General features: G+C 58.4%; 16 protein-coding genes and 1 pseudogene. 7 read left to right on the top strand and 10 right to left on the bottom strand.

Annotated features, from left to right (window positions below):
• Positions 1-41: 41 nt before the first annotated feature.
• The 4 genes from Enr13x_RS03775 to Enr13x_RS03760 all read right to left on the bottom strand — a co-directional run bounded on the left by Enr13x_RS03775 (position 42) and on the right by Enr13x_RS03760 (position 7,466).
• Positions 42-2,297 carry a glutamine synthetase III family protein gene (locus Enr13x_RS03775; RefSeq protein ID WP_145384768.1) on the bottom strand — a complete coding sequence of 752 codons (2,256 nt, stop codon included), beginning with the start codon at positions 2,295-2,297 and terminating at the stop codon, positions 42-44.
• Positions 2,298-2,740: 443 nt separating this feature from the next.
• On the bottom strand, positions 2,741-4,714 hold the full coding sequence (locus tag Enr13x_RS03770) for a MutS family DNA mismatch repair protein (RefSeq protein ID WP_231744072.1): 1,974 nt from the start codon (positions 4,712-4,714) through the stop codon (positions 2,741-2,743).
• An 18-nt stretch (positions 4,715-4,732) separates the two neighbouring features.
• Positions 4,733-6,361: a DUF2029 domain-containing protein gene (locus Enr13x_RS03765; protein WP_145384767.1), complete on the bottom strand. Its 1,629-nt coding sequence runs from the start codon at positions 6,359-6,361 to the stop codon at positions 4,733-4,735.
• A gap of 169 nt (positions 6,362-6,530) precedes the next feature.
• Positions 6,531-7,466 (bottom strand): EamA family transporter, encoded by a 936-nt coding sequence (locus tag Enr13x_RS03760; protein WP_145384766.1) that lies wholly within the window; start codon positions 7,464-7,466, stop codon positions 6,531-6,533.
• A 217-nt stretch (positions 7,467-7,683) separates the two neighbouring features.
• Here Enr13x_RS03760 and Enr13x_RS03755 point away from each other — a divergent pair, with 217 nt between their 5' ends.
• The gene (locus Enr13x_RS03755; protein WP_145384765.1) at positions 7,684-8,085 is read left to right on the top strand and encodes a hypothetical protein; all 402 of its coding nucleotides are present in this window, start codon (positions 7,684-7,686) and stop codon (positions 8,083-8,085) included.
• A 409-nt stretch (positions 8,086-8,494) separates the two neighbouring features.
• Here Enr13x_RS03755 and Enr13x_RS03750 read toward each other — a convergent pair whose 3' ends face one another.
• Complete coding sequence (locus Enr13x_RS03750) at positions 8,495-8,851, bottom strand: hypothetical protein (protein WP_145384764.1); 357 nt, start codon at positions 8,849-8,851, stop codon at positions 8,495-8,497.
• A gap of 69 nt (positions 8,852-8,920) precedes the next feature.
• The gene (locus Enr13x_RS03745; RefSeq protein WP_145384763.1) at positions 8,921-9,499 is read right to left on the bottom strand and encodes a hypothetical protein; all 579 of its coding nucleotides are present in this window, start codon (positions 9,497-9,499) and stop codon (positions 8,921-8,923) included.
• Between the two features lie 718 nt (positions 9,500-10,217).
• Here Enr13x_RS03745 and Enr13x_RS03740 point away from each other — a divergent pair.
• The 3 genes from Enr13x_RS03740 to Enr13x_RS03730 are packed head-to-tail and all read left to right on the top strand — an operon-like array spanning position 10,218 to position 13,476.
• Complete coding sequence (locus Enr13x_RS03740) at positions 10,218-10,808, top strand: RNA polymerase sigma factor (RefSeq protein ID WP_145384762.1); 591 nt, start codon at positions 10,218-10,220, stop codon at positions 10,806-10,808.
• Entirely contained in the window at positions 10,809-12,335 is a 1,527-nt protein-coding gene (locus Enr13x_RS03735) for a serine/threonine-protein kinase (protein ID WP_145384761.1), read from the top strand.
• A gap of 28 nt (positions 12,336-12,363) precedes the next feature.
• A complete protein-coding gene (locus Enr13x_RS03730) occupies positions 12,364-13,476 on the top strand; it encodes a hypothetical protein (RefSeq protein WP_145384760.1) in 1,113 nt (370 codons plus the stop codon).
• Between the two features lie 342 nt (positions 13,477-13,818).
• Here Enr13x_RS03730 and Enr13x_RS03725 read toward each other — a convergent pair.
• Positions 13,819-14,953, bottom strand: a pseudogene (locus Enr13x_RS03725) (transposase).
• An 887-nt stretch (positions 14,954-15,840) separates the two neighbouring features.
• Here Enr13x_RS03725 and Enr13x_RS03720 point away from each other — a divergent pair.
• Positions 15,841-17,685: a glycosyltransferase gene (locus Enr13x_RS03720; protein WP_145384759.1), complete on the top strand. Its 1,845-nt coding sequence runs from the start codon at positions 15,841-15,843 to the stop codon at positions 17,683-17,685.
• 18 nt (positions 17,686-17,703) lie between these two features.
• A complete protein-coding gene (locus Enr13x_RS03715) occupies positions 17,704-19,740 on the top strand; it encodes an ABC transporter ATP-binding protein (RefSeq protein ID WP_145384758.1) in 2,037 nt (678 codons plus the stop codon).
• Here Enr13x_RS03715 and Enr13x_RS03710 read toward each other — a convergent pair.
• From Enr13x_RS03710 to Enr13x_RS03700, 3 genes are read right to left on the bottom strand one after another with little or no spacing between them, the layout of a single operon-like run.
• Complete coding sequence (locus Enr13x_RS03710; protein ID WP_145384757.1) at positions 19,717-21,054, bottom strand: glycosyltransferase family 4 protein; 1,338 nt, start codon at positions 21,052-21,054, stop codon at positions 19,717-19,719. The two genes, Enr13x_RS03715 and Enr13x_RS03710, sit on opposite strands and share 24 nt — an antisense overlap.
• Positions 21,023-22,006, bottom strand: a complete 984-nt coding sequence (locus Enr13x_RS03705) for an NAD-dependent epimerase/dehydratase family protein (protein WP_145384756.1) — start codon at positions 22,004-22,006, stop codon at positions 21,023-21,025. Before Enr13x_RS03705 ends, Enr13x_RS03710 begins: the two co-directional genes overlap by 32 nt.
• Before the next feature lie 3 nt (positions 22,007-22,009).
• A complete protein-coding gene (locus Enr13x_RS03700) occupies positions 22,010-22,828 on the bottom strand; it encodes a class I SAM-dependent methyltransferase (RefSeq protein WP_145384755.1) in 819 nt (272 codons plus the stop codon).
• Between the two features lie 306 nt (positions 22,829-23,134).
• Between Enr13x_RS03700 and Enr13x_RS03695 the strand changes: the two genes are divergently transcribed.
• Positions 23,135-26,281: a carbamoyltransferase C-terminal domain-containing protein gene (locus tag Enr13x_RS03695; protein ID WP_145384754.1), complete on the top strand. Its 3,147-nt coding sequence runs from the start codon at positions 23,135-23,137 to the stop codon at positions 26,279-26,281.
• Positions 26,282-26,473 lie beyond the last annotated feature (192 nt).

The raw sequence follows: 26,473 nt of genomic DNA, 5'->3' as shown, positions 1-26,473 counted from the left end.
CACTACGGATGTTTCGCTATCCGGCGACCTTGCCAAGTGCATCACTTGATGAACAGCATTTCCTGGTACGTCGGCAGCGGCCAGATGTCATCGGCGACGACTTCTTCCAGCTTGTCGACCGTTTCGCGCAGGGCCAGCATCGACGGCAAGATGGCGTCACAGCAGTGCCGGCACTCGTCGTCCGGCGTGGTGGCCGAGACGTCGTTGATCGCATGCTCCAGCGTGGCGATGCCTTCCTGAAGCGATTTGACCAGTTGGGTCATCGAGTCCAAGGTGTCGGTGTCAAAGTCATAGCCGACGGCTTTGAGGTTGGCACACGTCGATGCCAATTCGTTTTGATACCGAATCGCCGCCGGGAAAATCAGCGTGCGGGCGATGGACAGTGCCAGAGTGGCCTCGACACTGACCGTCATGCAGTACTGTTCTTGGTACGTTTCCAAACGGCTTTCCAGCTCTCGTTCGGACAACACGCCGTACTTGGAGAACATCTCGATGGTCTCGGGCGTTGCCAATTGCGGCAACGCGTCGGCCGTGGTTTTCAAATTCAGCAGCCCGCGTTTTTCGGCCTCCTTGTGCCACTCTTCCGAATAGCCGTCACCGTTAAAGATGATCGGAGAACACTCCGCGATGATGTCCGAGAGCAAGGTCTGGATGGCGGCGTTGAGTCCATCGGGGTTTTTGGCGACCGCTTCTTCCAGCTTCGTCGCACAGTAGTCGACCGAATCGGCAATGATCGTGTTCATCGCGACCAACGGTCCGGAGATCGATTGATTCGATCCGACGGCACGAAACTCGAAACGGTTTCCGGTGAAGGCAAAGGGACTGGTCCGGTTGCGGTCTCCGGCGTCCTTGGGCAACGGCGGCAAGACATCGACACCGACCTCCAGCGTGCCGGACGGCAGCGAACTGTTGGCACCACCGGCCTTGATCTGCTCAAACACATCGGTCAATTGATCCCCGAGGAAAATGGAGATAATCGCCGGAGGTGCTTCGTTGGCGCCCAGACGGTGGTCGTTGCCGGCGCTGGCGACGACGGCCCGAAGTAATCCCTGGTGCTTGTAGACGGCGCGAATGATCGCGGCACAAAAGACCAAGAACTGGGCGTTGTCGTGCGGCGTGTCGCCCGGATCCAACAGGTTCCCTTGCGATGAACTGCCCAACGACCAATTGACGTGCTTGCCCGAACCGTTCACGCCGGCGAAGGGTTTTTCGTGCATCAGGCACGCCATGCCGTATTTCTCGGCCGTCTTACGCAGCGTCAGCATCATCAATTGCTGGTGATCCGCCGCGACGTTGGCCGATTCGAATACCGGTGCCACTTCGAACTGCCCCGGCGCGACTTCATTGTGACGCGTCTTGACGGGAATCCCCAGCTTGAACAGCTCACGCTCGGCCTCGCACATGAACGCCAACACGCGTTCGGGAATCGCGCCGAAATAGTGGTCGTCGAACTCCTGCCCCTTGGGCGGCTTGGCACCGAACAGCGTCCTGCCGGCATTGAGCAAGTCGGGGCGTGCGTAGTAGAAGTTGCGGTCGACCAGAAAGTATTCCTGTTCCGGGCCGGCCGTCGATGCCACGAACGCGCCGTCGTCATGACCGAAGATATTGAGGATCCGCTGGGCCTGTTTGTTGAGCGCCTGCATCGAACGCAACACCGGCGTCTTCTTGTCCAGTGCCTCGCCCGTCCAAGAAACAAACGCCGTCGGAATGCACAACGTCGTCCCGTTGGGGTTCTCTAAAATGTAGGCCGGGCTGGTGACGTCCCAAATCGTGTAGCCCCGGGCCTGAGACGTGACTCGAATCCCGCCGCTGGGAAAACTCGATCCGTCCGGTTCGCCTTGGCAAAGCTGCTTGCCGCTGAATTCGGAAAGGGTGCCGCCGTCGGAGGTGGGCGAAAGAAAACTGTCGTGCTTCTCGGCGGTCGCGCCGGTCAACGGATAAAACACGTGGGCGTAGTGCGTCGCGCCTTTTTCCATCGCCCAATCTTTGATCGCCGATGCCACCACGTCGGCAATTTCGGGATCCAGTTTCTCGCCCGAATCGATCGTGCGAATCAACGACTTGAAGACGCTTTTTGGCAAACGATCTTTCATCACCGACTTGGTGAACACGTTGGCCGAATAATACTCCTGGGCCGGAACATCGACGAACTCGATCGTTTGCGGGCTGGAGATTCGATTGATGACCGCAGCCACGGCGGTTCGTCGCGGAGTCGATCCGCCGCTGCTCGAACTGGAGCCGCCGGCGGCACCTTTGGAGGGACCGGTTTCAACTGGATTGGCAAATGCTGTGCTCATGAAAAATCCTGATCATCAGGCGCGGTGAAAAAGTGGGGAAATCGACCAATGGCCTTCCATGATTTCGAACGACGTAAGCTCCACAGAAGGTTCGCCTGAGTGCCTGATGAGCGATTCAACGTGATTCGATAAAGACGAGGGACGCGCTTCATTGCATGTCCCCCAGCCCTCAACGCACGTCTCATACCGGGCCCGAACGTGATTCCTCCAACGCCCAGACTGGGGAAGTCATCCGGCCGTGCAGTGACAACTAAGGGTCTGGACTAGACCCTAACGAAAGACCTGCGACGCTGCTGTGATGAGTCCGGAGTCGGCGGGTTGCGGAGAGAATAGGCAACCGCTGCTTGATTTCTGCGCCATCGCATCGCCCCCCTCCCTACCCAGACCACCCATTGCGCCAAAAAGGTGTCGGACACCTTTTTTGTAGACGACGGCCCGATCGGTCAGTCGCTTGATCCCAACCCGACGATCTCCAACAGACGCAACGCGTTGGTCGTGGGGCTGACGCCGGAATGCATCTGATAGTCAAACGTCATCTGTTCGTTGCCCGAAGCATCCGGAGTGATCGTCTCGCGAAAGTGCACGATCTCCGATACCGCTTGCAACTCCGGTTCATCGGCGAGCTCCAAATCGTGCGTGCTGATCGCACCGATCGCGCCACACTCGATCAGATGACGCAAGACCTGGGTGACGGCAATCTGGCGTTCGCGCGAATTGGTTCCCTGCAAGATCTCGTCGAGCAGAAACAACGAGACACAGCCTTTGTTGGAAGCCATCGCCCGGGCACGATCGACGACCCCTTTGAGCCGATGCAGTTCCGCCATGTAGAACGAAACGCCTTCGGCCAAGTTATCACGGACACGAATGCTGGTCGCCAATTCGGTCGATGGCAAACTCAGTGCCGTCGCACACACCGGCGCCCCGGCGCCGGCCAAGGCGACATTCAATCCGACGCTCCGCAGCATCGTGCTCTTGCCCGACATGTTGCTGCCGGTGACCAGCAGCACCGTGCCGGCCGGACCGACCGTAACGTCGTTGCAAACGCGACTGTCATTGGGCAGCAACGGGTGCCCGAGCCCGACGGATCGGAACACCGCCGATTGGAGTTCATCCGCGCCGGCGTCGGTCCAGTCGGGAAAGACCCAATCGGGGTTTTCATCGTAAACCGCCGCCAGCGACATCAGGGCTTCCAGTTCGCCGAACGCGTCAAACCAACGCGGCACCGATTCAGAATAGGTTTTCTGCCAGGCTTCCAGTTTTTGCAGGACTCGAATGTCCCACAAGGCGAGGGCCTGGAGCGGTAGATAAAGCAGGAACGTGGACGCGGACGATCGCAACGATCCGAGCGATGCGACGCGTGCGAGGGCATGCATCCCGAGACGCGCGGATTGTTCCGGGTCATCCAACAGCACGTGATGCAGATGGCCCAGCCGATCTCCCGGCGAATGCCCTTTCGATCTGCCGTCCGCTTCGCCTTCGAGCCATTCGGCAGCGGAGAACAGTTCGCGATACGCGTCGACCGATTGACGACTGGCCATGGCGATCGAAAAGATCTGATGCACCGGCCCCAGCATGACGGTCGTGATCACGGCGTTGATCACGACCAAGCCGATCGCCACGGCGAGTGCAATCTGTGCGACCGACGTCGGGACCACGCCGATCCGTGAGGCGATCAGCACCAGGACGGAAACGGTCGCCGCCACCGCGGACGTGTTCGCCCAAACCGGCAGCCAGCGGTTCTTCTCCAGCCACGAATCGCGTTGCGACCAGCGGATGAACTCGTCGGGGTCGCCGGTCCCCTCGCCCACATGGGCGGCCAGGGAATAAAACCGAAAACGCTCTTCTCTTCGCGGCGCCAACCGGCGCACCGCCGCGCTGCGGCCACTCGCGACGCTTGCGTCGGCGACGCCGGTCAACCAATTCGCCAACGTGCGGACTCCGATCGTCGTCCCAACCATCGAGACGAATTGGAACAGCGAACTTTTGCCGAGCAGATCCAGATCATCGGCGACGTCTTTTTGGTGTTCTTCCAACTCGACGGTCTTCAGTTTCGCCCGCGTCGTTTTCCAATCCAACGCGTCCCAGTCCCGGCGGGTCCGCGCCAACAGTCGCTCGGTCACCTTGTTGGCCTGCGCCTGTTCGGCCATCGCGTCGCGAATCGGTTCATTCAAGATCGCCGCGACCAGAAAGCCGCCCAGCAGGCCAAACCCGACGATCCAGCCCGGTGTCCCGAGGTGGCCGAAGTACGTGACTGCGAGCACGGCCACCGCGGCGCCGAATAACGCCAAGCGGATCATCGCAAACCGGGCGTCCCGTGAGCGGAGTCCTTCCAGTCGCTCGGCCGACGCCTGCAGAAGGCTTTGGTAGCGGTCCGCGGCGGGCTCTGCCATCGCCTGGGTCTGTGGAGAATCAACCATGTTCGCTTCTTGCTGTTCCTAAACCGTCTGGATTCCGCCGGCTGTCCCTGATTGCCGCACCGCCTCGGATCGTCCCCGCTGGACGACCTTCAACGCAACCCGATCCTGCAAATTCGGCCGGAAGATTGTCAGCAAGAGCAACGGCAGGAACCACGCGATGTACAGCCCGCCGCCGTATCCATGCCAAAACTGAACCGCAACCATCACCGCGGCCGAACAACCGATCAGGGTGCCCAGGTTTTTCGGCGACGGCCAGGCCGCGAACAGCGTGCTGAGAATGCCGAACGCGACGATCACCGGCAACCGCCAGCGAGGGTCCCAGCCCAGCCCCCAGATCCCCCGAGGCTCCTTCGTCGGCAAAAACAACCCGAACATGCGACGCAGATGGTCGACCAGCGAATCGGTGCCGCCGAAGGTCAACAGCATGACCAGAATCGCCAGCGTCACGATCACGCCGATGGCGAACCGGCGGACGCCGCGCTGCCAGTAAAAACTGCACCACAGCGGCAACAAGAACAGCGGGTAATAGACCAGACCGGCCGCCAGCCCCAGAAAGATCCCGGCAAACACCGGGCGTCGATAATTGAGCACCGCCCACAACAACAACGCCGCCGGCAGCGCATGATCCACACGGCCGGTCATCTGGGCCGTGTAGGGAAGCATCAAATACAGCAACGCACATCCGACGCCGCTGCGCAAATTGCCGAAGTGACGATTGCCGATCAAGACCAGGCCGACGATGATCGCCAGGTGCGCCGAAATCGCCAGCACCTTGGCCAAAATCGTCCAGCTCCGCTTGCTCTGGTTCAACTCATCCGCGGTGGGCTCCTCTTCGCCGCCGAGCGCCTGGCTGACCGGACGCGTCGTGATCGTCGGCAAGCGATGCATCAACGCATACCCCGGCCCCAACTCCGGGCCTTGCCAGACACTCATTCGCGGTGTGCTGGTGGCGACATTGACCATCATGAAGATAAACAAGCAGATGCTGATAAAGTACAACCCGCCGACGGTCAGGTTGGGGTCCAACAGCGGACGCCGCACCATCAGCGGATCGATCATCAAGCGGATCAAAATCAGCATCTCGACCGCAAACAGCATGATGAACCCGCTGCGTTGCAGTCCCTTGGCCGAAAGCTCGGCATCGGATTCGGCCTGATCGGGATCCAACGACGTGGCTTCCAACCGCTCGTCCAGCGCCTGCGGTTCGGTGACCAACGGCAAGTTCGTTTCTTCGTTGATCGTCGGCCGAGTGCCGGCGGTTTCCGAGGCACTCTCCTGCAGAATGTTGGCGTTGACCGTGACCAGCACCGATGCCGATGACGACGCAGCGGGCTGGTCGGCCGCATCGGAGGTCTCTGTTTCCCGCAACGGCGTGGGTACGATGTGCCGCGGACGCGACGGTTCCTGTTCCGTATCGGACGGACCGCGCGTCGCAATCTCACCCGATTCCATCTCCCGGAGATGCCGCCGCCGCCCCTCGTGAACCATCAACAACCCCGGCGCCAGCAAAATCAGCAAGACGATATCCAGGTTGCGGATACTCCAGAATCGGTGAAAGACGAAGTACAGCCCGATCGTCAGGAACGATGAAAGATAGACCCAGGTCGTCGGGTCCGGCCGCTTGTAATAAAGCAGAAACTCGCTCATGGGACGTTTGCGACGGTGTCCTACCGCCCGCCTCGGTCAAACCCGTTGGAAGAATCGCAGCAAAAGTCGTTCCAATACAATCGCCCTAGCATACGTGCCCCGGGCGGGCGTGAAAACCACCGTGAAAAACCACGCCGCCGGAAAATCCGCCCTGGGAAGGCTGTCGCGCTCACCCGTGCCACGTCAGCAACACCACGCCCAGCAAAATGACGGCGACACAGGCCGATTTGGCGCGGAAATTCGCCTCACTGAGCGCCTTCGCCCCAAATCCCAACGCGATCACCACGCTGCTGCGGCGGACCACCGAGACCACCGACACCAATGCCTCGGGGTCCGAAAGGGCGACGAAATAAAACCAGTCGGCCAGAATCAGCAGCGGACTGACCAACGCGATGCTCCACCGCCACTGAAACGGCTGGGACGGCCCCTTGGCCCGCCCGGCGGCGGAAGCCACCGGTGCGTCGAACCGGTACCACCAGACCGCCAGCGGCACCATCACCGGAACCAAATCAATCGTAAACCAAGCCTGCATCGTGACCGGATCAAAACCCGCCTTCTGGAGCAGCCATTTGTCGTAGATCGAACTACAGGCCCCCAGCAACGTCGCCATCGTCATCATCGCGACCCAGCGATTGCGCGTGAACCGAATCCCCTCGCGACGGCCGACCAACGTGAATCGCCAAAATCCGATCAGCACGATGCCGATGCCCGCCCACTGCAGCGGCGCCGGACGCTCCCCGAAAAACAAGATCGCAATCACGATCGTCCAGAACGGGCTGGTGGCGCGAATCGGCGCAGCGATCGAAAGCGGCAAGTGTTTCAACGCCGAAAACGCAAACGTCCACGACGCCCCCACCAGAACACTTTTGGATGCGATCAATCCGTGTTCGTTCCAGCTCAACGGACGGACGACGAACCTGTCCAGCGGGATCGAATCCGCCCAGAACGTCGACCACAGTACCAGCGGCAAATACAGTGACGCGCCGATTGAGACGCAGACGAGCAACACGACGGGAACGGCATTGGCCTGAACCGACCATTTCTTGGCGGCGTCATACACCCCCAATAACGTTGCCGAGACGAGGCTCAAGAGAATCCAATTCATGCCCACCAGCATGAAGACAAATCGTTAGACTGGAAACCGTCCCCGATCCGCTCCGATCGCAAGGTCGCATCCAGACGCCTTGCCCACGCCGGTAGGTGATGCTGTGCATCACACGGACAATCGATCCCCGTTCCGCCACATGCGCGGATCGACCGCAATTCGCTATCGGACTTGCCCATTGACCGCAAATCAGGCACCGTCGCCGAGTCGCACACGTGTGTATTCCGCACCACGCAAGTTCGACCTTTCCACAACGCTTGTTGTGACGACGGCCTGCGCGATGGTCTTTGCGATACTGCGCGCCGTAAGCCTACCCATGATTGCGGTCGCGGTGGTTGCTGCATTTTTTACGTCGATTGCGCTGGGCCAAGCGATTCTATTCGGAGGAAAACATGCACGCGTGGCGTCGATGCTTGTGGGGGCCGTTTTCTTTGTCGTTGCAATGACTTTCGTCGCTCTGCGACAATCGAACGGTCAATCAGCGGAAGACTTGATTCCGCTTCTCTTCTTCAATGCGATTTTTGGAGCGTGCTGGGGGTATCTTGGGGGCGTGCTCGTCGGCTCCGTGTTCATGCTCGCTGAGAAAGTCAGAACCATCATTAATCCAGATCGTTCATAAATCAGATCAACCGTCCACGGTCGGGGAGGGCCATCGTACGTGCGAACAGCGGTCGGCTTAAGCTGGACGGTCCCTTGAACCGATCTCCGGGCATCGCACCGCTGGTTACGTTCCGGAGAGAAAGGTAGGAAAATTATGGGTAGGAAAAGTGACTGCTGGGATGCGGGGCAAGTAGACAACGGTCGCGATTGATTTTCTTACCCGCAATCTTTTGACCTGTGATCCCACTCCGAATCATCATCGGGCCGCTTGGAATGCCGGAAGCACCAGGGCACATACAGCGAGTAGCACAAACGTTACGACGAGCACCCATGTCACTCGAACGTGATTAGCTGACTTAGCGGTGCGGGGCGGTCTCTCGTGACTCCGCTCGCTGGGGGCATCGTACGGGTTGATCTTTCGCGTCAAGTCAGGATGACTCCCGTGTGCGCTTTCCAGTCGGGTGTGCTGCTTGGGGGATCAGGCGGTTAAGGTTCGCGATGGAATTCGATTCCAGAGACGCGCGGCGCAAGCCAAGGTGTGACCAGAAAAGGCCGAAGAAGGCACCAATCGCCGCCCACGCACCCGACGGTAGTTTGTTCTTCACCGGGATCATCGGTCCAACCCCGTGCATCGCAATCGCAACGACGACTGCGCCGCACAGCGGTCCCAACCACCAAAACCACATGCGCCAGAAGAACGGGCACTTTTTCCGCAACCTCCGAACGTACACCTGTAAATTCTCGCCGGTGTCCTGCCACGCGAAGTGTTTCAGTGCAGCGGTCAATGAAAGTACCGTGCAAAAAAAATAGCACGGCCGCATCAACGACCGTGCTATCCATTTTAGACGCTTCGTTTAGTTGAGCATCTTGTTGACGACTTTCATGACGCCGTTGACGTTCACCTTGTCCGCCTTGTTGAACTTACGTGCCGCGACGACTTTGCTGTCGTTGGCCAGGACGACCGTGATGGCCGCGTTTTCGTCGAGCTTGTAGTTGCTCGGTCCGGTCACATGGTCTTCGGCAATCACAACCGGAACGGAGGTCGCACCGGAGGTCTCGACGACCTTGGTCGCGACGTCCTTCAATGCCGCAGCGTCTTCGCCCATCAATGTGACAAAGCCTCTCAGTTGGGCGTCTTCGTTGGCTTTGACCGCCGCGTCAATTTCCTTGACCAAGTCATTCAGCTTTCCACCGGTGTCACGTGCGAACACCATCACCATCGGGCGTGATTGATACCTGCAGCGATAGCAAAGCCGCTCACCTTGCTCGACGCCATCATCCTCGGCACCACAGACTTTCGTGACGTGGAACGCGCCGATCGCATCGCCGGCCTTCAAACCTTTTGCGGCTTTCTTCTTCGTCTGCTCCTCAGCCGAAACCACCGAGCAAACCAGCAAACCAAAAACAGCCAAAGGCAACATCAAACGAGACATACGTTGAATCTCCAACAGGAAGGGAGGCAAGAAAGGGGGGTACGTTTTCTCTTTCTCGGAAAGGGGTCCGAGCGGACCGTCCTAACCGTAATGGGCAGAGCATCTTACCATCCGCCGGCACCGTGCGCATTATCGCCCCCCAAAATCCAGAAAAAAGAGGAGACCTTGCCAACGCATCGATTCTGACGCTCTCGACCAGCTCACCCCGTCCATGCAACGCTGTCAAAGGTACCTGATGAAGACGTTTGTCCACCCCGTCAGCCCGATCCCCGGCGGGGCAACGCTGTGAAGCATTCTTTCCCTTTGTTTCTTGAGGTTTTAGCGGCAGGGCGCGAGCGGGCTGTCGATTTAGTCAGGATCTGCTGAGTCAATGGTGAGCCGCTGGCCGTAAGGCCTCGGGCAGCGTCGCAGTGCCCGGCCGCTTACGCGTCGCGGTTCACAAAATCGACAGCCCGCGAGCCCTCCGGTGTTTTGGCAAAGAGGAGGAACCGGAGGGCTCGCGCCCTGCCGCTAACAAATGCTTCACGGCGTAGCCCGGCAAGCCCATCCACCACGGCGTTCCACGCGTCCGGTGCCATCACGGCCAAGCCGGCCGAGACGCACCAACTTCAACTCGCCCCCAAAATGTTTTTCTGAATCCATGTAAGACGGCGACATTTCATCCGTGTAGAACAATGTCAGCCACCTGCTTCGTTTTCACCGGACTCGCGTTTCACCCGTGTCAGCTCCTCCCATCACACGACCGAGTCTGCTGTTGCGGTTGCGTGACCGCGGGAACCACGCGGCGTGGAGCGAGTTTTTGCAGATCTACGAACCGGTGATCTACCGGCTCGCCCGGCGGCGACAGCTGCAAGACGCCGACGCCCGCGAGATCGTCCAAGAGGTGTTGTTACGGGTGGCGGCGGCGATCGACCGCTTCGACCCCGACGGTACAGGTTCGTTTCGGGGCTGGTTGTCGCAAACGACGCGCCGGGTGGCCGTGGATCGATTTCGACGGCTGAGTGACACCGCGCGTCCGCTCGGCGGCGAGACGAATGTGCTGGCGGACGTCGTGGACGGAATTGAAATCCCTTTGGAAACGGAGTTCGATTTGGAGCATCGCCGGCAACTCTTTCAATGTGCGGCCGAGCACGTCCGCCCGATGGTCTCGGCAACAACCTGGGACGCGTTCTGGCAAACAGCCGTCGGTGATCATCCGGCCCGCGCGGTCGCGCAGGATCTGGGGCTCAGCGAAGGAGCGGTGTACGTGGCCCGCTGCCGCGTGCTGAAACGGCTTCGAGAATTCATCGAACAGAGGGAGGCAGAATAAATGGTCGCGGCGAACCTTCCGCCACGGGACGAATCCCGTGGACTGCATTGTGACGAAGCAATCCTGCTGCGATTGCTCGATGAGACGCTCAGCGAGCACCAGCAATCCATCGCCGAAGACCATTTGGCGACCTGTCATGCGTGCCAGCATCGGCTGGAAACACTCGCCGGCGATGCAACGTTGTGGACCGAAACCCGCAGCGTGTACGGCCGGGACGAACCGGCCCACGATGAACGTCTGCCGGTGACCGAGACGGCACCGGCGACCGGCCATGATGCCGATGCGACACAGGCTTGGCTGCGCGCGATCGCTGCCCCACCGCGAGAAAACGACCCGGCGTGCCTGGGGCGGATCGACCGCTACCGAATCGACTCGGTGATCGGCTCGGGCGGCATGGGAGTCGTCGCATCGGGTTTCGACGACCAACTCGGACGCCCGGTCGCGATCAAGTTTCTGGCGTCACACTTGGCCGGCCTGGCGCCGGCCCGACGACGATTTACCCGCGAAGCCCGCGCGGCCGCCGCGATCGTGCACCCTTCGATCATGCCGATCTACGGTGTCAGCGAAAAATCCCATCCCCCGTATTTGGTGATGCCGCTGATCGGTTCGTCGTCGGCCGGTCGCAGCCTGCAATGCCGGATCGATCAGGAAGGCCCGCTGGACTTGGAAACCGCGCTCGGCATCGCGGCACAAATCGCCGAAGGGTTGGCCGCGGCACACCAGCGCGGCGTGGTGCATCGTGACATCAAACCCGGCAATATCCTGTTAGAAGAGAACAGCCCCCGCATCCTGATCGCCGACTTCGGGCTCGCCCGCGCCATCGATGACGCCACCGTCACCGTCAGCGGCATGGTCGCCGGGACGCCGCAATACATGAGCCCCGAACAGGCTGCCGGTGAAGACGTCGGGCCGCGAAGTGATCTGTTCAGCCTGGGCAGCGTGCTCTATTCGATGCTGACCGGACGCCCGCCCTTCGTCGCCGATTCCCCGATCGCGGTGCTTCGCAAAGTCATCGACACGCCGGCAAGCCCCGTCGTCGATCGCGTCGAATCGCTGCCGCCCTGGGTCGAACGCTTGGTCCAGCGATTTCTGTGCAAGGCCCCTGCACAGCGAATCGCATCGGCGATCGACGCGGCCCAGTTGCTTCGCCAAGCCGAAGCGCACGTGCGACACCCCTCCGCCAATCCCTTGCCCGTTCTGCTGCAACGCCCCCGCATGGCCCGTGGAAGATCTGTGATCGCGGCTCTGTTTGCCGTTGCCGCGTTGGCGATCCTGTTCGCGCTGGCAAAGTTTCCATGGATCGGGACGTCACCGCGATCCCCGTCGACGACGCCAGTCACCCGCGAAGCAAGCGCGCCTCCTCGACCAGCGACCACGATCACGACCGGCCCGTCAATCGAGTCGAAAGCCCCACGAGAGGAGGCCTCTCTGTCGTGGCAGTGGGAGGGGTTCGCTGACGAGATCCGGCAGATCCAACTCGGTATGAACCAGCTGGAAAACGACATCGGTTTCCCCCCCGTCGACTAAATCCAATCTCTAGAGAAGGACCCAAACCATGTTCCGATCAAAATTGAAACCCGTCACGCTCGTGGCCACCATGGTCACATCGGGTGCCGTGCTGGCCGGCATCCTGCATTTCGCTCCACCCGGCATCGCGCAAGACGCATTCATGCCGGAGCCTGCGGTATCAAAAATCCTCCGGCCCAAAGTTGAAACCAGTTATCAAAAGGTCACCCGTGAAGGGGTTACACGTTTGATCCCCCAAACCAGAGTTGTTTATGAGAACGTGGCCACGCCGGTCTACGGCTCCCCGCCACACATCAAACCGCTGCCGCACGCGGAACGCATCGGCCCGCTGGTGGAACAGATCCTCGGATCCGTAACGGGCGCCGACACCGTCCAGCTGAAAGAGCAATTGGAAAGCATGCTCGGCAACCAGTTTGACGCGATGCTCACCGAGCAAAAAGATCAGATCGACGAATTGTCTCGGCGACTCGAAAGACTGAAATCACAGCACCAGGCACGGACCGAAGCCCGACAGGAGATCATCGGACGCAGAATCAATGAACTGCTGCGTCAGCCCGATCCGCTGGCCTGGGATCCGAACGCGTCCCGGCGCAGCGACAATCGTTTCCCCCAGGATCCGGTCTCGATCTCCGACGTGTCCACAAGCGCGTCAGGCTTCGCCCTTCCAGCTCCGCTCACACAACCGCCGCCGCCCCCGGCGACACCCCCGGTGGACCCCAATTTCCGCTCCGAGGACATCGATGATGTGCCTCAACCGCAGACGATTCGACCATCAACTTCGATCCGATCGCGTGAAACGAAGGACCATCAAATCGCTACGGCGCTACGTTATTTGGAGAGCACCCCCGGCTTCAGCTCAAAGGACCTGATCTCCGGTGCAACCACGAGCATGTATTCCGCGATCGGACGCTATTCGGTCGACAAGTCCGAGGCTGCGGCGAAACAGCTTCGTTCTGCCATCGAGGACACGCAATACATGATTCGGTCACTGACGAAGTCGGGAACGTCTGACGAAGACCTCAAGCCCCTGGTCAAAGCCGTCGAAGCCGCTGCGGCACGCCTGACACAACCTGGCGAGGATTTGGACGTCGTCACGGAATTCGAAATCGAAATCGAAGCAAAGGATTCTCAGGTTCAATAGGCGTGCAAGCAGCATCCGCGAGTGGAAAAGGGGGGCAGGCACCAAGTGAAGAAGTAACCCTCCCGTCCGGAGGTCGTGCAGTTTGATAGCGACCCTCCTGGCAGGAGGGTCGCGCGAAGCGAGGCGTTCACGTCACTCTTGATGGGCGACCCCAAGCAACAACGCAAACCCTCTCCTCGCTGCGCTCGACTCTCCCAGGGGGGGGTCTTCCGCGAGTTTAGTGGCTGCTCTCGAATACTCGGGGAAGGTTTTTTGAGGGATGACTGCGATGTCCGATGGTTCTGTTCGGTAGGCTGGCGAAGCCAGGTGAAGCGGAGGCGGGCTCTGCTCTCAAGGAACTTCCTACCCAGCTAGTTCATTGGGGACCACTCGCAGGTTGAGTGCAGCTGCCCGTTTCGCCAGGTTTTCCATTGCTCGCTTCTTGTATTGCTGTTCGTAATAGTCGTTGCCGACATCGACATATTCCCTCCCGTACTTCAGCATCCCATAAACTATTTTCGCGAGCTTGTGGGCCGTCGCCGTGATCGCTTTGGGTGAACCAAGACGGGAACGGATCCTGCGAAAGAACGCTCCTAAGGCGCAGTTTGATCGTGCCAGGGACGCGGCGGCTGTTCGAAGTGCGGCGGCGGCTCGGTTCGCACTTGTACGTGTTTTACCACTGAGCAATTTCCCACCTGTCTTCTTACTGCCCGGACATAGGCAAAGCCAAGAAGTGAAATGCTTCTCTGTTGCCCACCTACTCATGTCGGTACCGATTTCAGAAATCAGTGTGATTGCGGATTGACCGCTAATCCCATCAATGGTCGTCATGTCGACGCCCAGCACCCGGTAGAGCTGATTGCGCATATCGAACCGGGGGCTATTGCTTCCAGCTTTAGGAGCCTTCAGCTTCGGCAGAATCTCACCGTCACTTCGGTCGGAAAATGTACCCAAATGTTCTTCAAGCTTGGAATCGACTTCCGACAGTTTGGAACCGTAAAAACGGTACAGTTCCAGAGCCTGTTTTAACGCAAATACATGTTCTTCACGCCAATTGCCTTCCAGAGCTTTCGCGATCGTCGACTCGTCATTTTTGCACCTTGGATCGCGAAGTTTTGCGAGTAGGTGAGGGTCTCGACTGCCCGCAACAATGGCATCCAAAATGGCAAGGCCAGTGGTGCCGGTGATGTCCGAAATGACGTGATGGAGCTGGACATTCATTTCCATCATCGCCTTCTGCATCCGTTGGATATGCTCGCTCGCGTTGGCGACGAGCATGGCTCGTTGCCGCATGTAAGAACGCAGAACACAAATTGCCGCACTCTTCCAACCAATCTGCGAGCGACGCCAGATCGGATGTAAAGGTGCCGAAGCAGCGAACGTGTGATGAGTCGCGATCGGAGGGCACGGCAACATAGTGCTGGGTCGAACCAATATCGATGCCGGCAGCGTTCAAGTTGATTGTGTCAAGTGATTGTGGAACGGGTGCGTTGTCAATCGGAAACCCACCACGTGATCGACGCTTAGGTTTCCCAGAGGATTTCTTCTTGGCCATGGCGGAACTCCGAAAGGTGACTTCAACGGAAAAACGCGGCAGGCGCGGGAGTAGGGCTCTGTTATTCTCTCAAACGGGGTCAACGCCGTGAGGCGAGCCACCAATGTCATTTTCAAGCAAACTCCCGGGACCAGGCTGAGAAGCGGGCACGAAGCACCACGTAGAGAACGGCCTCCACGACCCGCCGCGTATCCGACATGATAATCCTCACACCCAGTTCCTCGGAATCATTTGGTCACTTGTGGCCTGCGGCGGCTGAGGAGCAACCCGCCAAGGAATCACCTGGTCTGCGATGCGCCGAAGGTGCTTCGTGCCCTCGGCCGGCACCCGTGTCGGCGGAGGGTCGTTTGGACCGAGCGTTTGTCCTCGCTCTCCCCATTCGGACATCGCAGCAATGCCTCGAAAAACCTGGGTCCTGAGCGATTAGCCACCAAAATCCACGAAGAACCCCCAGGGGGAGAGTGACGAATATCCTTTACTGTCAACGACTATTTGCTGTCAAATGTGACGATCGAGAAAGAATGGAGATTTGTCCGGATTCTGTTGATTGACGGCAGCGATTCCCACCGATCATACGAGCAATGAGTGTCGTTTTCTGACGCTTGTGATGAGACCGGGGCATTGCGACGCAATGCAGTTGCCGTCGGCACGGAAGTGCCTGGACGACAAGTGAACTTTGCTTTCCAACCGTTAAGCCCAAAAGACGAATGTAGGCCGCCAACGCTTCATCACACAAATGATCTTTACGTGTGATTGATGCATCATTAAAAGTTTGCAGCACTTCCCTACCTTCGAGACTCGGCGCTGACTTTTTCGCGGGACTTTGAACCTTGCTATCATTCTCCATCATCACACCCACGCTGGGAAAAAGTCGCTTTTTGGCAGAGACACTTGAAAGCGTGTCGACTCAAGCCTGTTCAGAACGTCCGACGGAACACCTGTTGGTCGCATCACCGTTGCTGGAATCACTGGCCACGATCTCCGATCCCGATCTGCACTCACGCGTGATCCAGGCGTCTCCGGCGGGGTCCGCCGACGCATTCAACCGTGGACTGGAGCAAGCAAAGGGCGAACTCGTCGGGTGTCTCTCGGATGATGACGTGTATCTTCCAGGGGCGTTGAAGCGGGTCAAAACGGTTTTCGAAACACACCCCGAAGTCGACCTCGTCTATGGAGGGATTGAGCAGATTGACGAGGACAGCGTGGCGTACCGACGACGTATCCCACGCCACATGAACCAACGCCGCCTCATCAAAAAGTGCACGTCGTGGCATCCCAGTCTGTTCTTCCGGCGCCGGGTGCTCGATCAAGTCGGGATGCTTGACAATTCATTGGAGTACTGTTGCTGGTACGACTTTGTGATTCGTTGCTATCAACAGGGTATCGTTTCCTTGTGTGTCAAGGATTGTCTGGCTGGAAAACGCAGACACCGTGGCAATCGCCAGTTCGGTGTCACGTCGCTGGCAGTGCAGACGGCCCGGGCGATGGAACAGGCCCGTCTGTTGGCGCGTCATCTGGGCGCGGTTCCCGACGGGGTGGCGTTGCGTGTCGGACACTTTCATGCAGCCCAACAGGAAATCGATCCGCTCAGTGCCGGCTACGACGCAGCGGTGCTTCAAAACGCGATCAAGGTCAAACAATCACTCGACGCCGATCCAGCGAAGACAGGAATTCGTAGCCAGGCCGCAAAACTTCGATTGCAGGCGACGCACATTCGATTGCAAGCATCGCATTCGTTGAAGTATCCACGGGTGCTGACCAGGTTCATGCCCGACTATTTTGGGCCACGCATTCGAAACTTTTTCCGCAGCCGTCTGTTTCAGCTTCAACAGCACGCTCCACGTGCCGTGCGGCTGATCAACGACACGCCGCAGATTCCCTCAACCGATCGACTGTCAATTGGCATCGTGACGCCGAATTACAACACCGGCGAATTTTTGCAACGAACGATTGAAAGCGTCGTCCGCCAGCAATTCCCGTTGCTGCAGTATGTCGTCCAAGACGGCGGCTCGACCGACAGCAGTGTGGAGATCATCAAGCGACACGCAACGCAATTGCACCATTGGGATTCGCGTCCGGACAGCGGCCAAACCCAGGCGATCAACCGTGGAATCAGCCACATTGATACGGACATCATGGCCTATCTGAATTCCGACGACATCCTCTTGCCCGGCAGTCTTTCCTTTGTCTCCGAATACTTCCGTCGCAATCCCAAAGTCGACGTGATCTATGGTCATCGGCTGATCATCGACGGAAATGACCAAGAGATCGGACGTTGGATCCTGCCCAAGCACGATGATCACGCGATCAAGTTTGCCGACTACATTCCCCAGGAAACGATGTTCTGGCGGAGATCGGCCTGGAACGCCGTTGGCGCTACGATGGATGAATCATTTCAGTTCGCAATGGATTGGGATCTGATCCTACGGTTCCGCGCCGCCGGCATGAATTTCGTCCGAGTGCCGCGCTTCCTCGGAGCGTTTCGTGTGATCGAGACACAGAAGACGCAAGTGCTTTTGGAAACACTCGGCGCAACGGAGATGAATCGATTGCGGCGCAGAGAGTTGGGACATATTCCGACGACACGTGAAATGAGACGCGCGATTCGGCCTTATCGGTTTCGGCAGTGGGTGCAACACCATACTCACACACTTCTTGAACCCGCAGTCCGATAGGTTGATTCGAAAATAGCAATGAATCCATTCTTCCGAATTGCGCGCGGCATGACCCGCTTTCCGGCCGCGCTGTCCGCATCTATTTTATGCTCCATCGCAGTGGCAATGCTGTGGGGCGGCAACATCGGCGCCTTGTACCCCTTGCTAGAGGTTTCTCTGCGGGGCAAATCGGTTCAACAATGGATCGCGGACGACATCGCCGAAGGCGAAGCGAAACAGCGTGTGATCACGGCCGAATTGGAAGATGCAGACGCATCGTTAACACCAATCCGGCGTGAACAGTTGCAGGCGGAGTTCAAATCGCTGCAGCATGCGATCGATACCAAAATGCGACTGCGTCCTTATGCGGAACTCTTGCCGAACGATCCGTTTCAAACCGTCGCGTTGTTTGTCGCGTTGCTGTTGGCGACGACGGCTCTGAAGAACTTGTTCATCGTCGGCAACCTCGTTTCGACCTCTTGGGTGGTGCAACGAACCACGCTCGATCTGCAGAACCAATACACACAGCGCGTGTTGGGTCTGGACTTGGCAAGCTACGACCGCTTCGGGACCAGCCAGCTGGTCACCCATTTCACCGAGTCGATCGAGCATGTCAGCCGGGGCCTACAGGTCCTGTTGGGGGCATCGGTTCGAGAACCGTTGAAGATCCTCTCCTGTGCGATCGGTGCATCGCTGATCAGTTGGCGGTTGATGCTGTTCACATTAATCGTCACGCCGCCGACGGCGTTGCTGATCAGCGCACTCAATCGCAGGGTGCGACGCTCGCTCAAGGCACACGTCTCTGACTCGGTGCATCTCAATCGCCTGATTTTCCAGTCGGTGATTTCGCTTCCGACCGTCCAAGCGTACGGAATGGAGCGTGAGATGGAAAAAGAGGTCGACCTTGCCGGCGTGGATCGGATGCGGCGATCCGTCAAGATTTCACTTTGGATTGCCCTGACGAAACCCGTGACGGAATTGGCGGGAATTTTGGCGATCGGCGCGACGCTGGTGATCGGCGCCTACTTGGTGCTCAACCAGCAAACCCATCTGTTCGGCATCCAACTGACCGAACAGCCGCTGACGATCCCCTCGATGCTCGTCTTCTTTGCAATGATGGTGGGGATGAGTGATCCGGCAAGAAAGTTGACGGACATTTACAGCAACCTGCAAATCGGTATCGCTGCGGCCGACCGAGTCGCCGAAGTGTTGAACGAACCGAGCCGGCTGACGGTTCCGAACCAACCCGCGGCCGACGAAACCGTCATTGACCAACCCCCAATCGCGCCGGTCGTCCGCACGCCGGGGAATATTGAATACCGCGCGGTGTCGTTTCGGTATTGCGAGGACCAACCCGTTCTCGATGAAATCGAGTTGACCATCCGAGCGGGCGAAACCGTCTGCATCGTCGGAGAAAATGGCTGTGGAAAATCCACGCTGGGAAAACTGCTGCTGCGGTTCTACGATCCCAATCATGGCAGTGTGTTCATTGACGGCGTCGACATCAAAACGCTGGACGCCAAACAAGTTCGCCGTTCCATCAGTATGGTTTCCCAATCGCCCGCCATCATCGAAGACACCGTCGCGGCAAATATTCGCTTCGGCAGCCCCAACGCGACCGATGATCAAGTCATCGCGGCGGCCAAAATGGCGCGTGCGGAAGAATTCATCTTAAATCTGGACCAGACTTACGAAAGCGAGGTCGGATTTGACGGCAATCGATTGTCCGGCGGACAGAAACAACGCATCGCACTCGCCAGGGCCTTTTTACGTGATCCTTCCATCCTGATTCTTGACGAAGCGACCAACCAGATCGATCAGCACAGCGAACAACTGATCTATGACGCGTTGAGAGACTTTATCTCCGACCGTACCTGCATCTTCGTCTCCCATCGTCCGGAAGCCTTCAAATTGTGCGACCGAATCATCGTGATGAAGAATGGCCGAGTCGTTTCCAGCGGAGACGCTGAAACACTACGGGAAACCTGCACGACGTTCCAGAAATTGTTCCACGGCCAGCCGGACAATTCACCCGAGATCGCGTCGGACAATCTATCCGACCGTGCCGCGGCCTAGCAGTTTGTCGAACCATCCCAGTTTGACTTCCTGCTTGACGTCTCGCAAACGGTCGATTTCGGCACTGAGTTGGTGAATCACATCGAGCCGTTGCTCGGACTCGTTCTGGATCGACAGCAGCAACGGCAGAACACTCGGGGCAATCGGCACGCGCGTGTCAGCATGCGTTTCACGAAACAGTTCGACAAGCTGCCGGCCGAACTGCTGCATGTCGTTCTGATTGGCCACAAGCGAACTCGACTCGATCGCTTCGTCAAAGCCATCGGGCAGGTCGTCCCACTTGGACTTCAGTTGCTCGGCCAGATCCGTTGCGTCGGCGGGATCAAAAAACGTACCGATCCCGTCCATCTGTTCGCGGTGCACGGCGATGTCGGACAGGAAGACGCTTTTGCCCAGTGACCTGGACTCTTCGACCGACGTGCTCCAGCCTTCGAACAGCGAGGGTTGAAGGATCAGTCTTGCGCCTCGATAGAGCTGCCACTGTTGCTCGCGGGGAACCATTCCCAAGATCTTGATCTGATCCGCCAAGCCGTTGGCCCGGATGAACTGCTCCAGTGTTGCGAAATGCTCGGGGGCCCGTGCATCGACCGTCGCTCCGCTGCAGATCAGCGGATAGCGCAGGCCTTGTTTCAATAGCAACGCCCAAGCTTCGAAAACGACTCGGTGATTTTTGTGTTGCCAGAATTGATACGGCAGATAGGCGTACGGCCGGTCGATGCCAAGCTCCGACAGGACCGATTTCGGGCTGGTTTGCAACGCCGATGCAGGCGGTCGCGTGCGAAAACGCAAGATGAATCCCCGATCGTCAACCGCGGGGAAATGTTGCTCCAAGTCGTCGCGGACCGATTGGCTGCTGCACACGATGCGGCTGGACGAGCCGATCAGGAACGAGAACAAATCGTCGCGATAGTTTAACTCGGCTTCAGAAAAAAATTGCGGATAATGTTTGTGTTGTAGGTCCGTGATCCAACCGATCGTTTTCCCACCCGTTGAGACGCCCGGTGGACTGATGGCAGGGAACAGCATGTCGCACGATTCGGCGGCGACCCGATCTTGCAATTCACGCCGTCGCGACCGGTCACTCAACAGCTCGTCTTCGATCCACTTCACTTCCAGCCACGGCGCATCGCGGAACCCCGCATCGGCCAGCAGTCTGTCGCGTAGCGATTCGGGCACAAACGCGACGACCTGGGGAGCCTGGCCCTCGGGCAAGCAAGCCAGACCCTCAAGGCAATTGCGCACGTAGTGCAGTCCGGCTACCCATCCGGCCCATTGGCGAATGCTATCTTGCAGCAGCCAAAATGCGATCCGCATCGGCGTTTCCCGTTAAAGAGCGGATCCAACGTGCATAAATCGACAGCCCTTTTTTCAGGCTTGTCGGAGGTGGGGAAAATCCGAATTCGTCCAGCGGCGATGCATCGACCGCCCAATGACGCGGGTCCCCCGCGGCGCGTTCGTTCGTAAAGCAAAGCTCCGCATCACTACCGATCTGCTGCAGGAACAGGGTTGCGAGGTCTCGGATTTGAACCGATCTTCCCGACGCCAAATTGACGTACAGCGTCTTGGGCCGTGTCGTCGGCCGCTGGGCCGATTCGGGACGATGGATCATCTGGTTGACGAAGGTTGCGACGTCACGCGAAAAGATAAAATCTCTGGTCTCGGTGCCGTCACCGAACAGCGACACAGTCTGACCCGCCATCGCTTTCTTGTAAATGTCCCACAAGACCTGTTTCCGCAACCCCGGACCATACGAACTAAAGATCCGCAGATTGACCGTCTCAATTCCGTCCCGATTCCCATAACGCTCGCTGATCAATTCGCATTCACGCTTGTGAATGCCATAGGGAGAGATCGGAATGGCGGGCGTATCGAGTGTGATCGGCAGCGAGGCCGGTTGCCCGTACACGGCCGCGCTGGACAGATTGATCACCCGCGTCTTCGGCGAATGTTCGGCCAGCGTTTTAAATATGAACTCCGTCACTGCCACATTCGCTCGGCGGTCGCCCGCGGGATCTGCGAACGACGCTCGCACGCTCGCCGAACCGGCGCAGTGGATCAACCAAGTGGGCTGCTCTTTCGCGACAATGCTAGCAAAGCGTTGATCGGGGAGCCGAAAACACAATCGTTGATCGCTGATCCGCTGTGCGTCAAAGTCACCGGGTTTGGCGCAAACGATCAGACGTTTGCATCGTGCCCGGACGACGCGGGCAATCGTTCCGCCGAGAAACCCCGACGCCCCCGTGACCATCACACTCATTGGAGTCATGGCTTAATCCCGTTTTCGGATCGCCACCGCAACACCGTATCCAAGATCGCGATACTTTGCGGAACTGTAGTTGGGATGGTCCCCGATCAGGTCATCCCAGACGGTTTCCAAGTACTGATGTTGCGGATGGGTGATATCGTCCAGCACGATGATTCCGCCGAGTGCCAACTTCGGTAAAACCGTTTCCAGGTCCGCTCGGGCTCCGGCCTCGGTGTGGTCTCCATCGACGTTGATCAAATCGAAGCGAACGTCCGGATTGTCGGCGAAAAACTGGGGAACGGTTTGGTGAGAGTCGCCGGAAATCAATTCGACCGTGCCGCGATGGCCGAGATCCGCCAGTTCCTGTTTGACAAAGTCGGGTCCCGGATTCGGCATTCCCGCGTAGTCGGCGACCCACATGTCGAATCCAAAGATCTCGCAGTGGGGTGCCAGCGAAGAAACAACGGCCAAACTGCGGCCTCGGCGAACACCGATTTCAAGGTAGTTACGAGGCTTGATCAGCGACGAGGCGGCGTGCAGCACCGTCAACAGATCCGCGTAATGCCAATTGCTTCCAAATTTGGATCGTCCCGACTGGTAGTAGCCCTTCAAGTACTCCAAATAGTCATCACTGGTCAGCTTCGCCATCACGTCGGAGACTGCGCCGAGTGTTTGTTCGCTCGTCGCGAGCCGCATGACGGTCTGTGCACTGGTCTGAACGGGATCGAGCCACTGTGTACCCGGAACCCGGTAAACGGTTTGGCAGTCCGCATCAAAGTGGGTTGGTCGTGACGCGATCGCGTTGGAGGAACGCGAATCAATTTCAGTGGGGGGTGGAAGCATGGCTGGAATCCGTCGCCGTGAAGAAGGACGTCATCGCTGGGAAATCCCGTCACGAAACCGTCGTCAAATCAAATTGGATGGAGCAGCACTTGTGTCGATCAGAAAACAAGACGGCTCAAACACTTGTCGGGCACCTTAGCAATTGGCCGGCCGCAAGATCAAGTGCGTTTTCCATTCCCAAATCAGCATTGCAACCAATTCACGGGTTGCTTTACCGTCTGCCGCGACGCCCCGTTGGAACGGAACACATCAATAGTCACGACGTCCAGATTCATGACGTTGTGTGGAAAAAGGTAAGTGCATCGCATGTTCAACATTCACTCGGACGATTCGGAGCCCCTTCTGTCATCCTATCCCCAGCTCGCACCGCGCGGCGACGACGATCGCGCCGCCGTCCTCGGGATTGGAACGTTCGGGCATGACGCGGCGGCTTCCTTGGTGGAGGCCAAATCGGGACGCGTGTTGTTCGCCGTCGCCGAAGAGCGGTTGACCAATCGAAAACACGATTGGCATTTTCCGGTAGGCGCCATTGATGAATGTTGCCGAGTTGCGACAGAACGCGGGATGACCCTGGACTCTGTCGCGGTCAATTTTCGCTCAGACGAATTCGTCACCAAGACGATGTTTCAAGAAATCGGCCGGCTGGTCCCCGATTCGCTCGCGTCGCAATCGATCTGTGACTTCCTGTCCCGACGGCTCTCCGATCGCGAGTACTTGTCGGTCGACCGGCCGACCGAATGGGCTCACGAATTGCTGGCCCATCTGCAAGCACTCGGACTCGATCAAACGACCAATCATCGACTTTTGAAGCGGATGACATGGTACTGGAATTGGGCGGTCAAGTATGGCCAGATCGCCGACACGATCACCCGATACGTGGACGGTGTGCCGATTCGGTTTTTCAATCACCATGAATCCCATGCGGCTTCGGCGTACTTCAATTCCGGATTCGAAAGCGCAACGGTGATCGTGATCGACGGCATGGGAGAGGCGGACACGGTCAGCGTCTATCGAGCGGAATCGGGATCTCTAACAAGGGTTAGCGAAAGCAGTTGGCCACACAGCTTGGGCATCTTCTATCTGTTCGCCACCCAACACCTCGGCTTCCAACTCGGCGATGAATACAAGGTGATGGGAATGTCGGCGTACGGCAAACCGACGTACCGCGACGCCCTCCGCGAGATGATCAGCGTCGATTCCCAGGCAAGGCTCTGGTTGCACGAGACCGACTATTTGCGGCTCGGCGAACTCGGACCGCATGGGCATCTCGCTTATCAGTTCACCGAAGCATTTCACAAACTGTTGCCGCAACGCGCTTCGGAAGATCCGATTCAGCAACAGCACTTTGATTTGGCCGCCTCGGTTCAAGAACTGACCGAGAAGACAGGCGTCGAATTGGTTCGGCAGGCGATCGCGTTGACCGGATTGCCGAATGTGGCGCTCGCCGGAGGTGTGGCGCTCAACGGTCTGATGAACGAGGCGATTCGAACCAATAGCGGTTGCGACGGAATCTTCGTCTATCCCGCGGCAGCGGACGACGGATGCGCCGTCGGCGCGGCACAGTTGGCCGCCAACGAGTCGCATCCGATTAGCCGGCAACGAATCAAGTCTTGCTATTTCGGACACGAGGTGACCGACGCGGAAGCGGCTGAAACGATCCGACGCCGCAACGTGCGGGCCACCCGTCCGGATTCGATCCACGAGGAAATCGCACGCGCTCTTGCCGACGGGAAAATTGTCGCCCGCTGTACGAGTCGCGCCGAGTTCGGTCCGCGAGCACTGGGCCATCGCTCCTTGCTGGCTCATCCGGGGCTGGAAACAATGAAGGAGACGCTCAATGCGCGCGTCAAGCACCGCGAAGAATTTCGCCCCTTCGCCCCGGCTTGCTTGCGAGAACGCGTTTCCGATTTTTTTGAGATCCATGAAGAGTCGCCGTTCATGCTGCTGATCGGCCAGGCGCGTGAGAAAACACGCAATCTCGCACCGTCGGTGGTGCATGCCGACGGGACGGCCAGGGTACAAACCGTTTGCCAAACCGAAAATGAAGACCTGTACCAGATCATCACCCACTTCGAGAAACTGACGGGGTTGCCGATTGTCATCAACACCAGTTTCAACGTGAACGGAGAGGCGATTGTCGACACGGCCGAAGATGCATTGGAATCGTTCGGATACATGGACGTCGACTATCTCGCCCTGGGTGACCATTGGATCTCCAAGGAAGAAAACCCTTCGATCCTTCCAGAACTCAACAGCGACAATTATCTGAGCATACGGAAGCAACGATTCTCACAGCGCGATCTCGGACCGCTGACCAAGCTGGACATCGCGGAGTTTGATCAAGCGTTTTCACCGAGCGAAGCGTCTCTCAAGCAATTCGTGTCGAATGGCGATGCGAAGGACACGCAACGAAAAAAACCCGGGACATCAGAAAAACCCAAAATCAATCCGCAGCAGCTTGACGATCTGTCGCTGTTTCCGCTTCGTGAAGATCCCGACCTTTGGGAACGCTTGATTGAAGCCGAAAACGAAAACGCAAAGTCGGATCCCGTCGCCGCAAAGGTCTTGGAATCCGTCTATTGGGAATCGGACCGAGACCTCGCATTCCGACGATTCCACGAAAGCCTGGACTTCCAATCGACGCTGAAGCTTTTGCGGCTGATGGGAATCGAAAAGGACCAGCCGACCGTTGAGATCGGTGGCGGCAGCGGGTTCCTCTCCTGGGCGCTCTGCCAGGAAGGATACCAGGACATCTCGCTGTTGGAGCCCAATCCGAACTACATCACCGGCACAGGCTACTTGCGTTCACGCGTCGACGCGGCACCCATTGAGATCGAACATTCGCTCGACGCGTTCTACGATTCGGACAAGATGTACCAGACGGTCATCACTCGAAACTGCGTGCACCATTTCCCCAATATCGCGTTTGTCGCCGCCGCGATTCGTCAAAAGATGGCCCCGGGGGGAAAGTGGGTGATGATCCGAGAACCGTACGTGGAATCGGCGACGGAACTCTATCAATTCCTGCAAGGCCATCCATACAGCCAATCCTACGGCGTTTACGAATTCGGTTTCCCGCCTTCGCATTTCATACAGTGTCTTGAACTGGCAGGCCTGAAGCTGCGGAGCGTCGTGCCGGCCCACTACGCCAACAATTCGCTGGGGCTGTATAGCAACGATCGGGGCAGTCGCCGCAACCGAATGTTTAGCGACGTCGTCGACCGCGTGCTAAGCCTGATGCCGGGAATGACCAAACTCGGCTATCGAGTCGAAACGTTGCTACGCAAGATGATTCGCACTCGGGCGGCCTGCTTTACACGTCCGCAGGTCATGCTGTTCCAACGGATCGAATTGGATCCAGTTTCGGAATCGACGATCTGGTATCGGCCGGAATCGAAGTTGGCCGATCGGCGGGACACGGATCGCAACGCGTCGCGGAACAAAGCGGCCTAGCGCTTCGGCAACCTCTAAACTGAGGATGCCGCGGATGGCACAGGCATCAGTGTTGGTGTGCAGGCTTTAGCCGCCCAGCTGAAGGCGATCGCTTTTCTGATGTACGATGGCCCTTCCGGGCCGTCGCCCGTGGGACTCGCCCCGACGACCGCTTGTTCGAGTACGATGGCCCCTTCCGGGCCGTCGCCCGGA

This window comes from Stieleria neptunia (assembly GCF_007754155.1).
In the GTDB taxonomy this organism is placed as follows: Bacteria; Planctomycetota; Planctomycetia; order Pirellulales; family Pirellulaceae; genus Stieleria; species Stieleria neptunia.
Note: the sequence above shows the minus strand (reverse complement) of the source record. Positions and strands in the feature narration are given on the sequence as shown.

Bases quoted from the DNA above. Each gene is read 5' to 3' on its own strand.
- Enr13x_RS03775 (WP_145384768.1), bottom strand. From the start codon at position 2,297: ATGAGCACAGCATTTGCCAATCCAGTTGAAACCGGTCCCTCCAAAGGT.
- Enr13x_RS03770 (WP_231744072.1), bottom strand. From the start codon at position 4,714: ATGGTTGATTCTCCACAGACCCAGGCGATGGCAGAGCCCGCCGCGGAC.
- Enr13x_RS03765 (WP_145384767.1), bottom strand. From the start codon at position 6,361: ATGAGCGAGTTTCTGCTTTATTACAAGCGGCCGGACCCGACGACCTGG.
- Enr13x_RS03760 (WP_145384766.1), bottom strand. From the start codon at position 7,466: ATGAATTGGATTCTCTTGAGCCTCGTCTCGGCAACGTTATTGGGGGTG.
- Enr13x_RS03745 (WP_145384763.1), bottom strand. From the start codon at position 9,499: ATGTCTCGTTTGATGTTGCCTTTGGCTGTTTTTGGTTTGCTGGTTTGC.
- Enr13x_RS03735 (WP_145384761.1), top strand. From the start codon at position 10,809: ATGGTCGCGGCGAACCTTCCGCCACGGGACGAATCCCGTGGACTGCAT.
- Enr13x_RS03730 (WP_145384760.1), top strand. From the start codon at position 12,364: ATGTTCCGATCAAAATTGAAACCCGTCACGCTCGTGGCCACCATGGTC.
- Enr13x_RS03715 (WP_145384758.1), top strand. From the start codon at position 17,704: ATGAATCCATTCTTCCGAATTGCGCGCGGCATGACCCGCTTTCCGGCC.
- Enr13x_RS03710 (WP_145384757.1), bottom strand. From the start codon at position 21,054: ATGCGGATCGCATTTTGGCTGCTGCAAGATAGCATTCGCCAATGGGCC.
- Enr13x_RS03705 (WP_145384756.1), bottom strand. From the start codon at position 22,006: ATGACTCCAATGAGTGTGATGGTCACGGGGGCGTCGGGGTTTCTCGGC.
- Enr13x_RS03700 (WP_145384755.1), bottom strand. From the start codon at position 22,828: ATGCTTCCACCCCCCACTGAAATTGATTCGCGTTCCTCCAACGCGATC.
- Enr13x_RS03695 (WP_145384754.1), top strand. From the start codon at position 23,135: ATGTTCAACATTCACTCGGACGATTCGGAGCCCCTTCTGTCATCCTAT.